General features: G+C 32.9%; 14 protein-coding genes. 9 read left to right on the top strand and 5 right to left on the bottom strand.

The window, feature by feature from the left end:
* The first annotated feature begins 9 nt into the window (after positions 1-9).
* Positions 10-336 carry a 2Fe-2S iron-sulfur cluster-binding protein gene (locus tag P2086_RS05035; protein WP_317899347.1) on the top strand — a complete coding sequence of 109 codons (327 nt, stop codon included), beginning with the start codon at positions 10-12 and terminating at the stop codon, positions 334-336.
* 3 nt (positions 337-339) lie between these two features.
* Here P2086_RS05035 and P2086_RS05030 read toward each other — a convergent pair whose 3' ends face one another.
* From P2086_RS05030 to P2086_RS05015, 4 genes are read right to left on the bottom strand one after another with little or no spacing between them, the layout of a single operon-like run.
* A complete protein-coding gene (locus tag P2086_RS05030; RefSeq protein ID WP_317899346.1) occupies positions 340-1,068 on the bottom strand; it encodes a hypothetical protein in 729 nt (242 codons plus the stop codon).
* Between the two features lie 18 nt (positions 1,069-1,086).
* Positions 1,087-2,451 (bottom strand): B12-binding domain-containing radical SAM protein, encoded by a 1,365-nt coding sequence (locus tag P2086_RS05025; protein ID WP_317899345.1) that lies wholly within the window; start codon positions 2,449-2,451, stop codon positions 1,087-1,089.
* Positions 2,448-3,650: an O-antigen ligase family protein gene (locus tag P2086_RS05020; RefSeq protein ID WP_317899344.1), complete on the bottom strand. Its 1,203-nt coding sequence runs from the start codon at positions 3,648-3,650 to the stop codon at positions 2,448-2,450. The genes P2086_RS05025 and P2086_RS05020 overlap by 4 nt, the downstream gene beginning before the upstream one ends.
* A complete protein-coding gene (locus tag P2086_RS05015) occupies positions 3,637-5,121 on the bottom strand; it encodes a lipopolysaccharide biosynthesis protein (RefSeq protein ID WP_317899343.1) in 1,485 nt (494 codons plus the stop codon). The genes P2086_RS05020 and P2086_RS05015 overlap by 14 nt, the downstream gene beginning before the upstream one ends.
* 92 nt (positions 5,122-5,213) lie before the next feature.
* Here P2086_RS05015 and P2086_RS05010 point away from each other — a divergent pair, with 92 nt between their 5' ends.
* The 7 genes from P2086_RS05010 (at position 5,214) to P2086_RS04980 (ending at position 13,160) form a co-directional block, all read left to right on the top strand.
* Positions 5,214-6,083 carry a hypothetical protein gene (locus P2086_RS05010; protein ID WP_317899342.1) on the top strand — a complete coding sequence of 290 codons (870 nt, stop codon included), beginning with the start codon at positions 5,214-5,216 and terminating at the stop codon, positions 6,081-6,083.
* A gap of 33 nt (positions 6,084-6,116) precedes the next feature.
* Positions 6,117-7,661, top strand: a complete 1,545-nt coding sequence (locus tag P2086_RS05005; RefSeq protein ID WP_317899341.1) for a glycosyltransferase family 87 protein — start codon at positions 6,117-6,119, stop codon at positions 7,659-7,661.
* Positions 7,658-8,797, top strand: coding sequence for an acyltransferase family protein (locus tag P2086_RS05000; RefSeq protein ID WP_317899340.1), 1,140 nt, complete (start codon positions 7,658-7,660; stop codon positions 8,795-8,797). The genes P2086_RS05005 and P2086_RS05000 overlap by 4 nt, the downstream gene beginning before the upstream one ends.
* A 15-nt stretch (positions 8,798-8,812) precedes the next feature.
* Positions 8,813-10,003 carry a polysaccharide biosynthesis protein gene (locus P2086_RS04995; RefSeq protein WP_317899339.1) on the top strand — a complete coding sequence of 397 codons (1,191 nt, stop codon included), beginning with the start codon at positions 8,813-8,815 and terminating at the stop codon, positions 10,001-10,003.
* Positions 9,990-10,904, top strand: a complete 915-nt coding sequence (locus P2086_RS04990; RefSeq protein ID WP_317899338.1) for a glycosyltransferase family 2 protein — start codon at positions 9,990-9,992, stop codon at positions 10,902-10,904. The genes P2086_RS04995 and P2086_RS04990 overlap by 14 nt, the downstream gene beginning before the upstream one ends.
* A gap of 72 nt (positions 10,905-10,976) precedes the next feature.
* Positions 10,977-12,479: a B12-binding domain-containing radical SAM protein gene (locus P2086_RS04985; protein WP_317899337.1), complete on the top strand. Its 1,503-nt coding sequence runs from the start codon at positions 10,977-10,979 to the stop codon at positions 12,477-12,479.
* Positions 12,480-13,160, top strand: coding sequence for a methyltransferase (locus P2086_RS04980; protein ID WP_317899336.1), 681 nt, complete (start codon positions 12,480-12,482; stop codon positions 13,158-13,160).
* Here P2086_RS04980 and P2086_RS04975 read toward each other — a convergent pair.
* Complete coding sequence (locus P2086_RS04975) at positions 13,142-14,587, bottom strand: hypothetical protein (protein ID WP_317899335.1); 1,446 nt, start codon at positions 14,585-14,587, stop codon at positions 13,142-13,144. The two genes, P2086_RS04980 and P2086_RS04975, sit on opposite strands and share 19 nt — an antisense overlap.
* Before the next feature lie 216 nt (positions 14,588-14,803).
* On the opposite strand from P2086_RS04975, the gene P2086_RS04970 reads away from it, so the two are divergent.
* On the top strand, positions 14,804-15,742 hold the full coding sequence (locus P2086_RS04970; RefSeq protein ID WP_317899334.1) for a hypothetical protein: 939 nt from the start codon (positions 14,804-14,806) through the stop codon (positions 15,740-15,742).
* Positions 15,743-15,747: the final 5 nt, after the last annotated feature.

The following is a 15,747-nucleotide window of genomic DNA, read 5'->3' as shown; positions in this document are numbered from 1 at the left end:
CTCAAAATTATGAGTGATATAAAAATTAACATACAAAATCCAGATAATTCGATAACAACACTGGATGCTCCAACGGATATGGGTTTGAGTTTGATGGAATTTTTAAAAGGTAATGAATATGACATCCTCGCAACCTGTGGTGGAATGGCACTTTGTGCAACTTGTCATGTAGAAGTTGTTTCAGGATTTGATTTACTTTCAGAAATTAGTAACGATGAATGGGCAATGTTGGATACACTTCCTAATATTACTCCTACTTCACGCCTCTCCTGTCAGTTAAGATTAAACGATGCTTTGAACAATGTTACAGTGAAAATTAAAGGCGACGGTGTTTAACTATTAAAAATCTTTATAGCTATTCCACACGCTGCTACTAAAGTTTTTTGCAAATGCGAAAGTGAAGTAGACTGTGACCCCAAAATTAAAAATTAAAAGGTGAAAAAAAGCTGCCGCACGGTAACCACTCCAATATTCAGCTTTGTGATCGAGTGTGATTAACCGTGTTGGTAATGAAACTGCAATAATCATTGTTACTAGAAATATTGTAGTTACCAAAAACTCAAAGTTTCTCAGTGGTAAGAATTGGAATTTTCTTTTTGCTTTAATAGGTTTTCCCCAACGGTGCAACAAATAATAATTATCATAATTCGTTTTTACGAATAGAGTTGATTCCATAGGATTGGTGGCCTTTTCGAACGCGCCATATGGAGCTAGGATTTTATAACCCTTAATTTCTTTACTAAAAGTATGGTTGAGATTCTGAATTTTAAATTCAATCTCGTCAGGTATTTCGGGTTTATATAAGTTATGGTCAAGAAATTTTAATCTATATAGTATTGCGACTTTTTTTATTTCGCTAGCTGTAAATATTTCTGAGTAATTTACATCCTCTTCATCAATTACATCGTAGGTGTTACTATAAAGCGATAAATTGTCTAAAATTTTTTTATTACTGAGAAGATCCTGCCTTAATATTTTTTTTGCTTCTTCAATAGCTTGGTCCTCTTGACTACGCATTTTGCTACGTATGCGTGATAATTCGTATTTTAAATTTACGTCGCCAAACATGAAACAGTATTAATTTCGTTAACTTAAAAACATCATTGCTTGCGCGATGACGGAGCGGGATTTGTGTTTTACCTTTTTGATAATATTATTTGTTTTCTTAAAGTTCACTTCGTTATATACCCAATCAATTGCATGTAAATAAAATTTTTTGCTGTGCTTTCTTTGAAAGTCATATTCTCTGTCTGTTCTTTTTTGCCAATCACCTAGCGAATTTAAAGTAGAAGACACTTCATTATACAGAGGTGTTCCGGTAATTGGATAAGCAACAGTAATGGTATAAAAAGTAGGATCAGATAGTTGCAAATGATTAATAGTTTCTTTTATGTCTGATCGGTTTTCACCAGGATAGCCTAACATGATAAATGTGCCAGCTTGAATACCGGCTTTTTTCGTTTTAATAATCATTTCGCGCACCATTGTCACTTCTACTCGTCTATCCATGGCGTCTATAATTTTTTGAGAGCCACTTTCCGCCCCAATCCACACCCTAAAACAACCTGTTTCTTTTAATATTTGAATAACCTCGTCGTTCATTCTATCTGCCCGCGTTATGATTTCATAGGGAATAACAATTTTCCGGCTTAAAAGTTCAGTTTTAAATTCTTTCAACCATTTATGATTAATTGTAAAAACATCATCTACAAACCAAATTTGATCAGGATTATAATTGATTTTTAAATACTCCAGCTCATCTACCACTAATTTCGGACTACGGCGGCGATAAGTGCCGCCATACACTGCCCTACTGCACCATTTACAGGTGTATGGACACCCACGCATAGTACTTACAGAATACATACTATACCCATGATGTTTCTTCCATGCATTGCCATACAAATTTAAGTCGATGTTTTTTCTCGCCGGCATTGGCAATACATTAATGTCTTTAATTAATGAACGTTCTTGGGTAAAAACTACTTCTTTTTTCACCAAAAATGCTGTTCCTGAAACTTCGTTTGAAAGATGTCCAGTCTTTAAGAATTGGTCGCACAGTTCAAAAAAAGTCTCTTCTCCTTCACCAACAACAAGCATATCGGCTCCAGTGTTTAAGTAGTTCTCGGCATTGTAACGAATTTCTGGTCCCCCTAATATAATTTTGCATGATTTTAATTCGGCGCTTTTTTTTATATACTCCACCATTTTTAAAACCATTATTTTGGTCATTAAATTGGTATAGATCCCAATCAGTTTTGGTTTTTTCTCTTCCAGATAAATTTTAAATTTCTCAAAATTTGAAAAAGTAGAGTCGAATACCTCGTGGTTAATTCTTTTACTTTCTAAAAAAGCCGAAATATAAAGGATACCCAGTGGAACATAGGGTTTCATGATTTTCTGCTCCTTCAAATCATCTTCCAAAAAATATCCATGTGTTAGAACTATCATACCTTTTTATTTTTATTAAACTGCGTGAATGCATTTGAAAACGCCAAAATCCAGATAACGTATTCAACAATGTTAGTAATGAAACTACCTGTGAATTGATAAATAAAAACAAAGATAAACAATGCTAATCTATAATAGTTTGAGAAAACGTGAGTTTTAAAAAACAACCACATTTCCAAAACTAGCCTTAAGAAAACGCCAAGTAAACCGAAGATAGCGAGCGTTTCACCCATAGCGTTAGGAATATCATACCTTGGAAAAACACCCCAATAGTTGTAGTATTTATGAACCACTTCAGCAGCCATTATTTTTATTTGTCCCAGGCCAGCGCCGAAAAAAATATTTTTTATATACGCAATACGCCATGCCATTGTAAAAGAATCTGTTGTTCTGCCATTTGTAGACGTGTCTTTGCCTTCAATAATATTCTGAAGGCGTGCAAAAAAGGCATTATCCGGATTAACATACCACAAAATAAATAAGCCCATTGAGATTATAATAAGAAATGAAGTAATGATTAAAAAGGGTCGTTTGAACTTATATAATCTTTTACTAAAAATAACACACATAAGTATTAGGGTAAGCAGGCTGGCACCGATAACACCAAATGAAAGAGACATGATCATTGGAGTGGTAATTAAAAACAAGTTTAACCACTTGTGAGTACTAATACTATTGAACAAAAATTTAAAAACATAATAGTACCAAACCGGAATAAGTAAGAGTGAATAATACGAAGCTTCGTAGGTAAACAAAGCCAATCTTGGAAAGCCTTCAAAACCAACAGTCAACTTATTTATGTACCAAAACCACTGTTGATATTCTTTTGGAGCGAAGAAAAAGGGAATTGCAAGTAAAGCCAGTAAGGCGTTACAGAGAAGAACTTCCTTAAATAGTTTGGGTAATTTGTCGTAATTATTTACGAAATGATAAAAAGAAATAACACAAAAATATGTCAAAATAAAAAGCACATTCGAAACAAAAAACGATTTAATATCAACGCCAATGTAAAGATGAATAGCATCATAAATTATAAGAAAGGCGCTAAAGGGCTTCAGAAATGTTTTACGCTGTGACCTTACTGTCCGGTAAAAAAAAATTGGTCCCAGAATAGTAGTATATAATAATCCCTTCGGTAAAAAAAGAGAATTAAAAAAGAAGTAAATGTTAGCTAATACTGAGTACTTACTTATTTTCAATTTTATTGAATAAGCCTTTAAGTGAGATGATTTCTTTTGACTGTTGTTTTGCCGGATCAAAATAAATTAGTTTGCATAAAATAATAAAACCTAAAATTAAAGGTACTTGAAAAAAGACGTTCGTGGAAATAATTAATCCAAAAAGAAAAAAAACAGGGGAAATGATTACCAAAAACTGAAACCTGTTTAAATCGGGCAAAACTCTTTTTTGAAAATAGAAATACTGAAACGGAATATTAATGAACGTTGAAATGATTAATCCATATAGGATGCCATTTACACCTGACAAATAGAATCCCAGTAGTATAGCAAAAAAATGTGCGCTACGAATGGTTACTTCAAACAAAGAATTTAATTTGATATGCTTTGTTCCGTTTATAAAATAAAAAGGCACAATGATAAGTAACATTCCAGCCTCAAATACGAGATAGAGTTTTATGAAGTAAATGCTGTTTAAAAAAGTTTCATTTCCTAACCAGGCCTTAAAGACGAAATCACCAAATAACAATAAAGTTAGAATTAGAAACCATCCTATCAGGGCCACTATGCTCCTGGCGATAAAATAAATTCCTTTAATTTCTTTGTTTGCTGCAAGCTTAAAAGAAACCCGTGGAAAAATAAAACTACCAAAACTGAGAAAAAAGTTATGAATTTGTGTGCCTATGAGTGAAGCAATAGAATAATACCCCAGTGTTTTAACATCTGTAAAATAAGCCACCACCAATTTATCAGCCAAAAAACCCATGAGGGCAACAACCGATTGAAGCCAATACCAAAAATTATAATTCAGTTCTTCCAACTTTTCTTTTAGAAATTTAAAATTGGGATATCCAATAATCTGTCTTTCGTAATAATGAAGCACAGCTATTTGGGTAAGGACATTCAAAAAATTGATTATTACAGAAAAACAAAAAACAGTTACTAAATCATAGTTCAGGATCACAAGGGCTAAGTTTGCAAACATGATAGAGTTTTTAGATAGCAGAATCAATTTAGAGCTAATATCGAACCGCTCAAAACCTTTAAAAACAGAAAGGAGAGCAATTTCAATAAATTTAATTCCTGAAGAGAAACATGCCAACAAGAGGATTGTACTGGCGAATTTGTAATCTGTAGTTTTATAAAAAATCGAAATGAAATTAAACTTGTAGAAAGCTATTCCAACAAACATGGCGCAAAAACATAAAAACAATGAAAATGAAAAATTGTAATTGAAAACTCTCTTTATAAGTGCGAAATTATTTTCAGCCCTATATTTCGAAATAAGGCGAATGTTGGTGTCACCTACTCCTATATTCAAAACATTCACACCGAGTGTTATGGTACTCACGAGCATCCACAAGCCGTATTGTTCGATTCCGAGTTTTTTAATAAAAATAGGGGTTGCTATAATCATCAGAATTGGGTACAAAGCCAACTCCAAAAAGGTCCAAACCGAATTCTTAATAAACTGCTCTCTAGAAAGGGACATAATCACGAAATTAAACTATTTTATAATAGGTTTCCATTATTATCTAAAGTGTCTCTGAGCTTACTTAATATTTTTATACATTAGCGTTAATTATGGAAAATACTGAAATTTCTAAAATTCCAGACGACGAAATAGATTTTGGGTTACTAGCCAGAAAAATATTTTCTTTTTTTGCTTATCCCGTTATTCTTCTCTTAAAAAATAAAATAATTTCACTTGCTTTTATTTTGTTAGGTATTATTGCCTCTGTAGGATTTAAGTTTTTTGTACCAAAGGTTTATTCCTCCTCATTTGTAATACGATCAACCGACTTTAGAGACAAAATTTATTTTAAAATATTAAACGACATTCCTGCTCTGCTTGAAAACGGTGATAAAAAAACACTCTCCTTAATTCTTGAGCTTGATTCTTCGCTGGTTTCCAATTTGGTTGAAATTAAAATAAAACCATCCGAAATAACTAAGGGAGATTCTACTAATACAGTAGAAATTGTTGTGGAAAGTTTAAATAATCAAATGATATTACCTTTTCAATTGGGTATAATGCGGTATTTAGAAAACAACCCGTATTACTTTAAGATAAGAAAGTTGCAGGAAGCTCAAATTAATCTTAAACTTTTACAAATAAACAAAGATTTGATTCAGTTAGATAGTTTAAAAAAATTACAGTTGGCCGCTTATGAAAAACAAAAAATAAATACTCAAACTCAACTACCACTTACCGACTTAATTCATCCAACCGCGGTTTATGAAGCGGGAACAGAATTAATAAACAAAAAATCTACGCTAATGGCACAAACTGTTTTTATAGATCGGTTTCAGTTAGTAAAAGGCTGCGTTGTCTCTTCACGCCATACCTGGCCTCCAAGAATACTAATTCTCTGTTTGTTTTTTATTCCCATTTCATTGATAATTGGTGTTATCTTTCTTCACACTAAAAGGTTAAAAATTAATAACCCCTGAAGCATGAATTTTTAAGTGCCTGATAATTTTAAAATGAAGAGGAATATTTCAGCAACATACATTCCCTTGTTATTTTTTGTGATTGGGAGCTTATGCATTCTGTTTTGTCTAAATGAACCCATAAAAGATTTTGGGAATTATTATTACGGCAGTAAACTACTTTTAGACGGTAAATTTAATTCTGAAATCTACACCAGCATCCACTATTTTAACAAACAAATAGGATTATATGGTGAAAATAACTTTTTTGAAAACTATTTATCCGTCCCCCCATTCAGTGCTTTGTTTTACATTCCGTTTTGTTTTCTAAAAAGCCAAGGAGCTAAAGTTGTTTTCAATATTATTAGTCTACTGCTATTTTGTTTAAGTTTATTTCGACTCTTAAAGTTTGTAGAGATTCGTCATTGGCTTTTGTATTTTCTGCCACTTGTATTTATTTATCCCATTTATAACAACATTTCACAAGGACAAACCTATCTTCTCATCTCTGCATTTCTTATTGAAGGATTTTTATCTTCTGAAAAAGGTAGTGTGTTTTATTCCTCCTTATTATTTGCAATAGTGATCTCACTCAAACTTTTTCCCGCTTTTATTTTAATTTACTTTTTAATTAAAAAACAATTTAAACTAGTGTTCACTACATTAGGACTAACCGCTACCCTTTTTGTTTTAACTTGTTTAATCCTTCCGCAAGACACCACCTGGTATTACTTCACAGACATACTCCCTAGACTTTTTAACAATGATGTTGTGGGAACGTATTATTATGGCAACCAAAGTGTTTATACAGCTCTTTTACAATTATTTTCCTATGATGAGCTTTCAAATCCAAATCCCACATTAAACAACGCCCACTTAGTTATTCTTTTTGAAAGTCTCTCTTTTACGTTTATTATTGTCTTAGTCATTAAGTTTAGACAGCAGAATTCTTTTCTTTTTTATTCATTTACACTTTTAGCTGGAATTCTCTTGGGAAAATATAATACTAGTTACAGTATGTTATTACTTTTACCGCTAAGCTTTTCTATTATTTCTTCCAATTTGCAACTCAAATACATATTGCTTTTCTTTATTTTCCTCACAGTAAGTGCGCCAATTGGAAGTTTTATGAATTTTCCTTTTTTGATCCGGTTTAGTCGCTTATTTGGTCTGATTCTTATATTCCTTCTTCTTATAGTGTCAATTAACATAAAACCTGATTTAAAAACATTAGTATATTTATTTGTACCCATTTTCTTTTTTAAATATTTTACATTTCCTATTCGTGCTGTAAACTATTTTCCAATTCAAAATACTAAGGGAATCCTTTACGATATAGTATTAAACAATGATTCCATAACACTAAAAAGTGTATTAGGAGCCGAAGATTACAGCGAAACATTCGTACTTAATAAAAAGTCAGAGTTAAAAGATGATTTGTTTATAAAGGAGAATGTAATTTATTATAAAAACAAAGTCATATGCGATTCAAAGGATAATAAACGTAATCCTTTTCTTTACAATGGAAATAGCATTGTTTTTATGAGTGATCTAAATCAAGGTGCTCGATTTTATAAATTAAGAAGTGTTCGATTTTGATAAAAAAGGTAACTATACCTAAGGCACAATACACTAAAACGTCAATCACTAACTTAAATAGAAATGTTGGGTTAGACTTTGCTCGGGCTTTGTGTGTTATTCTTGTAATCATCTCCCACACAAATAATTATATGGGAAACTTTACCGTTGCCTTCAAATTTATCTTCCCAATCGGCTATGTGATTCAAGATCTTTTTTTTGCATTAAGTGGTTTCTTGATTGGAGCGCAAATTTTAAAACACGTTAACAGCAGCGGAAGTTTGTTCAATCTACTCGTGTTTTATAAAAACCGTTGGGTTAGAACCATTCCATTCTATTTTATTTTTCTTATCATTAATTATTTGATGTTTTGTTTTGTTTATAATCACTCTAAACTTAATTTTTTCTTTAACGACTTTCACCTAAAAGATTACTTCTTATTTACACAAAATCTTGCAGGCAGACACCCAACTTTTTTTCCAGAAATATGGCCGCTTCCGATCGAGGAATGGTCTTTTCTATTACTTCCTATTCCAATTTTATTGTACAGATATGTTGCAAAAAAACCATTAACTAAAAAGCAGGTAATTATTTTACTATCAGTCGAACTAATTGTTGCCAACTTCGTAAGGATATTTCATGTAGCATACAATGACCTACAAACTGACTGGGATCTAAGAAAAGTTGTACTATTTAGAATGGATGCACTAATATATGGCTTTCTTATTCGAATGCTTATGGATCAATATGTGGCCTACTTTTCTAAGTACAAAATTATTCTATTTTTATTGGGATTCACCTTTTCTATTGCTTTTTACTTCACGACACCGTTTTTGAATTTGAAAATATATCAGATGCTTTTATTTTTTCTTGTGCCAGCCTTTATGAGTCTGACATTACCATTCTTCTTCATAGAGCCATTTCGTTTCTTGAAAAAAAAATTAGCGGCAATGCTCACGCACATAAGTTTAATTAGTTATTCTGTCCTTCTGTCACACCTATATCTCATTCAATTTTCACTTCTTAATTTTTATACTCCTGAGAACTTTTTTCAAGGTCTGCTATTTACTTTAGTCTATTTCTCAATTTTATTAGTGTTTTCAACAACATTCTTTAATTTCGTTGAAAGACCGATTCTACTTTTAAGAAAAAAATAAATAGCGATGCTCGTTTTGAAGACCATAAAAAAGCCAAGCCACAAAACATTGGATCGCTTATTGTTGTCTTTTTCAAATGTTTCAAGAACAGCTTTTATTAGTCTAATAGGCCTCTTCATTAATTATGTTCTTTTGCATTACAAATCTACAGCACTGCTTAGTAGCTATGTTTACTGCATCACAACCATTAATCTTATTTTTGTTTTTAGTAATTGGGGTGGTAAAGATTTCAGTACCAAACTACTCGTCAGCGAACCCTCTAAACTAAAAGAGTCTATTAATACATTATTAAATAGTAGAGTCCTTTTGTTCCTGCCATCACTACTGATAATATTCCTTCTTCCAGTAGTAGGAGCGTTCAAGCTGTTTATCGCAGTATATTTACTTTTAAAACTTTTTACTTCGGTGTTTGAAACACTTATAACCGTGCAAAAAAAATTTCACGTTTTTTTGATCATAGATTTCTGCCTCAATATTGTTTTACTCGTTTTTATCAGTGTCGATCAAAATAGTGCAAATCCCCTAATTCTTTTTGCGGAACTTGTTTTTATCGAATTCCTCCGAGTGATTGTTTGTTTTATTTTTTTTAGAAAGTATATTATTTTTCGATTTAATTTTACCGGAGGTGTTTCCCTCGTCAAGTTTTCAAGAAATTACTTTTTTGTTGCGCTGGCAGGCTTTGCGTGTTCAAAAGCCGATTTGTATTCGGTTGGTTTAGTAGTAAACAAAGAACAAATGAGTATTTATTTTATAATATTGAATCTTGTAGGATTATGTCTAGTTAGCTACGCAACACTTGTAAGTACCTTTTCCGCTAATATATTCCGGTATAATTTATCAAGTTTTGAAAAATTTTCTATTTTTTCGATTAAGGCAGGGTTACTATTTTCACTGGTGAGTGCTGCTTTTGCTTACCTAATCTGTAACTATTACTATAGAATCACGTTCGGTTTTTGGTTTACATTGCTAGTTTTTCTTAATGTGTTTTTATTCACAATGGTATTAACTCAAATGTATAATTTTACGCGATTAGAAAAACAAACCGTAATCTTAAAAGCATTAGTAGTTACTGGTATAGTTAATATTCTTCTCTCGCTTTTGCTGGCTCAACAATTTGGTATAATTGGTTCCTTTTTAAGCAATACTATTGGATCTTCAATAACGCTGATCTATTTAAAAACACACCTGTTATATGCCCGGAATTAGTGTTTTAATAGTTACTAATAATAGAGCGCATCTAATTGGAGAAACAATTAGATCGGTGCTAGGTCAAACACTTTCAAATTTTGAATTAATTATTATTGACGATGGAAGTACTGATAATACTGAAGAGATAGTGCGTTCATTCGTAGATACAAGGATTCACTATTTCTATTCTCCTAGAATTGGGCATTTAACGACTTTGCGTAATCTGGCGGTGAGCAAAAGTAAAATGGAATTTATTGCATTCATCGATTCAGATGATCTCTGGCATCCCGAAAAACTTGAAAGATGTCTTTTAGCTTGCATAGAAGGCTCTGCTGAACTTTGCTTAACCGACTGCCAGGAATTCTCTTCTCCCTTTCAACTAAAGGCGTCTCGTGGAAAACATCTAGAAGATAAGAAATTTATAGATATTAAAACAGAAGTGCTAATTCACAATGTCCCACTTACCTACGGTACGAATATTTTTATGCGACGGGATCTATTTGTAAAAATAGGTGGTTTCAATGAAAGTTTTTTTCATGGAGACCATGACTTTATATGCAGGGCTTTATATAATTCAAAAAGCATTTATATCGGTCGTGTTCTTTCCTACATGAGAAAACATGAGTCAAACATGAGCCAAATTAGTTCTAAATCAGATCTGCGCCCTTATTTTGAATACAATGAAACCCTTAAATACCTGCATCAAAGGGGGCATGTGAGCAAAAAAGATTTTACAAAAATCTCCGCTGAAAATCATTTCAAAATGGCAAGACTAAATTTAGAAAATTTCGAATTAAAAAAAGCCCGCTCTCATCTTTTTCTATCTTTAAAATTTAACTTCAAACTCAGAATAATATTAGGTTTTCTTAAAACGCTTTTCTCGCGTTCTTTTTTATTCAGTTCAAATATTCCAAAATAAACTTATCATATATAAAGGGTCTAATGACGATCAATTTCATTCTTTTTTTTATACCTTAGTTCACTTCAAGTTATGAAATCACGAGTATTACTATTTAATCCCCGCGCAGCTAAGTACAAACCCCGCATTCCTAACAGTATTTTGCAGGTTGCGGCAAGTATTCATTCAACTTACGAATGGACAATTGTAGATGGAAACTTAGAAAAAGATTCGTGGTTGAAAATTGACAAATACCTTTCAACTGGAGAATATACTTGTTTTGGCTGTAGCGTTATGCCAGGCCCTCAATTAAAGGAAGCAATTCCAATCAGTAAAAAAATTAGAGAAAAATATCCAGCGGTAACAATTGTTTGGGGTGGGTATTTTGCATCGAATCAATATAAAGTGTGTTTAAACTCTGGTTTTGTAGATTATGTGGTTAACGGTCCCGGAGATTCTACCTTCCCACAATTACTAAAAGCTATCGCTGAAAATTTGCCTTTAGAAAATATTAAAAATCTCATCTATAAAAAAGAAGATAAGTTTATTAAAACCGGCAAGGACGAACTGCCAGATCTCGATAAATTGCCTCAATTGCCTTACGATGCTCTCAACAAATTTTATCCAATTGAAAGGTATCTTGGTCCGTCTTATTTAGGGAAAAAAACCTTGGCGTATCATAGCAGTTTTGGTTGTCCTTTTACCTGCTCCTTCTGCGCGGTAGTTCCTATTTACAACGCTCGATGGAAAGGCAAATCAGCGTTGGGAGTTTACTCAGATGTGAAAGCTTTGAAAGACAAGTATGGTGCCGATGCTATAGAATTTCATGATAATAATTTTTTTGTCTCCGAAAAACGTGTCGTTGAATTCGCAAAACTTATTAAGAATGAAAACATGGTGTGGTGGGGAGAAGCGCGAATTGATACCATGGATAAATATAAAGATGAATCTTTGCAACTGATTAAAGAAGCAGGTTGCAAAATGATCTTCTTTGGAGCAGAGACTGGAAGCGATGAAATATTAAAAAAAATGGATAAAGGCGGAACTCAAACCGCGGAACAAATTGTAAGCTTTGCCGAACGGCTTAAAAAATTTGGAATTATCCCTGAGTATTCATTTGTTCTCGGCACACCACTAGAATCAGAAAGCAGGGTGAATAAACAAATTGACGATGATATTGCATTTATTCGAAAAATAAAAGAAGTAAATCGCGAAACAGAAATAATTATATACACCTACAGTCCCGTGCCAAGTGAAGGTTCTGACATGTATGAACAGGTTAAATCTGAAGGGTTTAAATTTCCAGAAACGCTTGAAGATTGGATCAGTCCGGCATGGGAAAACTTTGATCTCAGAAAAAACCCATTGACACCTTGGTTAAAGCCCTACATGATCGATAAAATAAGAAATTTCGAAACAGTATTAAATGCTTACCATCCAACGGTGTCGGATATAAAATTAAGTCCCGTAAAAAAATTAGTTTTTAAACTAGCGAGTATCTGGAGGTATAAGCTCAAATTATACACATTTCCAAAAGAACTAAGATTATTACAGGTGCTCTGGAAATATAGGCAACCCGAAACAGAAGGTTTTTAAATGCGTCGTTTATCGTATATTTTTTATAATACGTTTTATAAGTACATTCTTAAGCTTTACCTTAAAAGTGATTCGAATGTTAAATTTGATAAATTTAAACTAAAGGTATTTAAGGAAGTGTTTCACCCAAAACTATTTTTCAGCACAAAATATCTATACAAATTTCTTTTAGAAAAAAAGTTTACAAATTTAAATTTTCTTGAAATAGGATCTGGGACCGGAGTGCTAAGTATGTTGGCTTTTCAGAAGGGAGCGTCTGTAACCGCCATCGATATAGACCCTAAAGCTGTCGAAAATACGCAGTTAAATTTTTCCATGAATTTTAAGTCCTCTGAAAACCTCCATATTTATCAGAGTGATTTATTTATGAATATCCCATCGCAGTTATTTGATTTTGTAGTTATAAACCCGCCTTATTATTTTAAAAAGGTAGAAACAAACGCGCATTATGCTTGGTATTGTGGTGAAAACGGGGAATATTTTGAAAGGCTTTCCAGCCAGTTAAAAACTTATGTGAACGACCAGACAGAAACGTACATGATTCTCGAGGAAAACTGCGACATTCAAAGAATCAAAAAAATAGCTTCTTTACATGGACTAAATCTGAAGGTGTTAGATGAGAAGATGATCAAATGGGAAAAAAACTATATTTTTCAACTTTCTTACTCGAACAAATTATAGTTTACTTTTATCAGCTCCATTGATCCTCGCTTTTGAGTGTTTGCGCTTATCGATCTTAGCCACATTTCTGTACTTTCTTCAAAATTAAATTTGCTGCGGTCAATCAAAATATATTCGGGTTTATAGTTCAACAGCGCCTTCAAACGGAGTGAATTCGGTTTTTCAGGGTCAAAAAAAACTGCAACCGATTCTCTTCTCGATTTAATATCCTGAATCCAATACACGGGATAGAATGTTGCAAGAACTCTTGCTCCGTAGGTTGGGATCATATTATTTGTGCCAACATCAGAAAGAATAGTTTCACCAGGAGGAACGATTTCCTTAATGAAATCCAGCTTTTTACAATAATCTATTTGTTTTTCATTTTTTAGATTCCTGAAAACTTGTCTTAGATAAACCCTGTTTATGAACAGGCATAGAACCATTGCAAAGAAGACCAGACCTGTATAGTACCGCTTCAGCATTGTGCTTTCTTTATTAAAAAATAAGGTGATTCCGTAAGCTATTATAAGGTCGGAAAAAAACATGACACCAAACAGCAACCGCGAAAGTCCGTAAAACTTCGCGAAATAGGCCGAAAAAACAATACCAAGCATCAAAAAAACACCAACACTTAGAAACCGAATTATTTTGTCACCCTTTTTATAGATCATTATGGGAACTGCCAGAAGGCTGGGCCAATACTGTTGAGCCAGGCGCTCATAAAGAACATACGATTGATCATTAAAATCATCAATGTCGCCGGTTACAAGTTCAATTAAATTGTAATATGGCCAAAGCAGACAAAGCGCAACCGAGCAGAACAACATGCATCCTGAATAAAGAACTGTTTTGAAAAGAGACATTTCCTTTAATGAATAATTTACTAGGGTAAGAACAATGATGAGGAAAATCCCTGTATTGGTGTGAGTTAAAATCACAACAGAAGTGAGTAAAATTATTAGCGCACTCTTAAAGGTAAAATTTCGTATTCTATTGGAAATGTAAAGCGCTATAGCGAATAGGGCCAGAGAGAATGCAAAAGTGGATGGATAAGGTAAAACCGCATTCAGCACGATGATGTGGAAATAGCCACTCCAAAATGGCGGGTCTTGTCCCCAAAAAAAAAGCACAAGTGCTAAGCCAATAGCTGCGATTATATTTTGTCGTCTTTCGAAAAAGACTTTGCAAAAAGAAAAAAAAGAAAAAAGAAAAAAAAGAAGGTTGAACAGAGCAAACACTTCCAAAGCCCAAATTGAATCTTTTGCAAAAACCTTTGCTAGCATGGCCACCATTAATGCGTATGGTGAGTAAAAAGCATGGGTGACCTCCGAACGAATGATTGGATGAGATGGATGGATTGGATGATCAATTAATTCTGTTATAACGGCCGAATGCATCCAGAAATCACCTGTCCAATGCTCCTTTCCAACGAGAATTGTTTCCACGACCAAGAGCACGATCGATGCAATTAAATAAAGATATTTCTTAAATATAGAATACAAAAATGGCCTGCTTTTTTTATTCGTTGTGAAATTTGAGAAGTGTATTTTACCAAAAATACGATTTAAATAACTGGTCTGGAAACCGTGTCTGTCATTACTGTTTATCAGTACTTTGTTAAAGTGTAAACTTTTTTTTATACTTTAGTTGGATCAAAAACTATGATAAGAACTTTACAACAGTCTTTAACACAGGATCAAATAGAAATAATCAAAGCCGTTTTGTACTTTGACGTTTTTAAGTATCCTTTAACAAAAGACGAACTCTTTGAAAACTCTGCTATTACTATTTCAAGGGAGCAATTTTCCAAAGAACTACTGGGGCTTTTGAATAATAATTTACTTAAGCAAGATGGCGAGTTTATATTGCATTTAGAAAGAACAAAGAACGATCTTTCTAAAAGACTTCTTGGAAACGAAGGGGCGAAAAAAATAATGCCTATAGCCGTGAAATATAGCCGTATAATAGCCTCTTTTCCTTTTGTTGAAGGTGTTTGTCTTTCTGGTGGCCTCTCAAAGAATTATTACGATAATGAAAGCGATATTGATTTTTTCATTATCACAAAACCTAATCGCTTGTGGATTTGCCGCACACTACTTATTATACGTTATAAACTTTTACCTAAAAAGAAAAGGAAATTTTGGTGTACCAATTATTTTATCTCTTCAGACAGTCTTTTTATTCCAGATAATAATCCATTTTCTGGCACAGAACTTGCGCACCTTATTCCAACAGTTAACTATTCAGCGTACAACTCACTTTTAGAAGAAAACAATTGGTATAAACGGCGCTTCCCAAATAAACAAAAACACCCTGGTGACTTATGTCAAGAAGCTCCACAGCCTTTTTTAAAATCATTTCTTGAAAAGATTCTCTCTGGTAGTTTAGGAACAAAACTGGATGATTACTTTTTGAAAATAACATTAAAACATTGGCAAAAAAAATATCCCGAACTCGCTGTAGAAGATTTTGAATTACAATTCCGGTCTCGTAAAAACGTTTGCAAAAGACATACAAAAGGTTTTCAAAATAAAGTACTTAAACTGTGGCGTGAAAAACAAACAGAATACGAAACGCGCTTTAATATTGAACTTAAATAGTTTAT

Origin of the sequence: Aurantibacillus circumpalustris (assembly GCF_029625215.1) — a bacterium.
GTDB lineage: Bacteria > Bacteroidota > Bacteroidia > B-17B0 > Aurantibacillaceae > Aurantibacillus > Aurantibacillus circumpalustris.
Note: the sequence above shows the minus strand (reverse complement) of the source record. Positions and strands in the feature narration are given on the sequence as shown.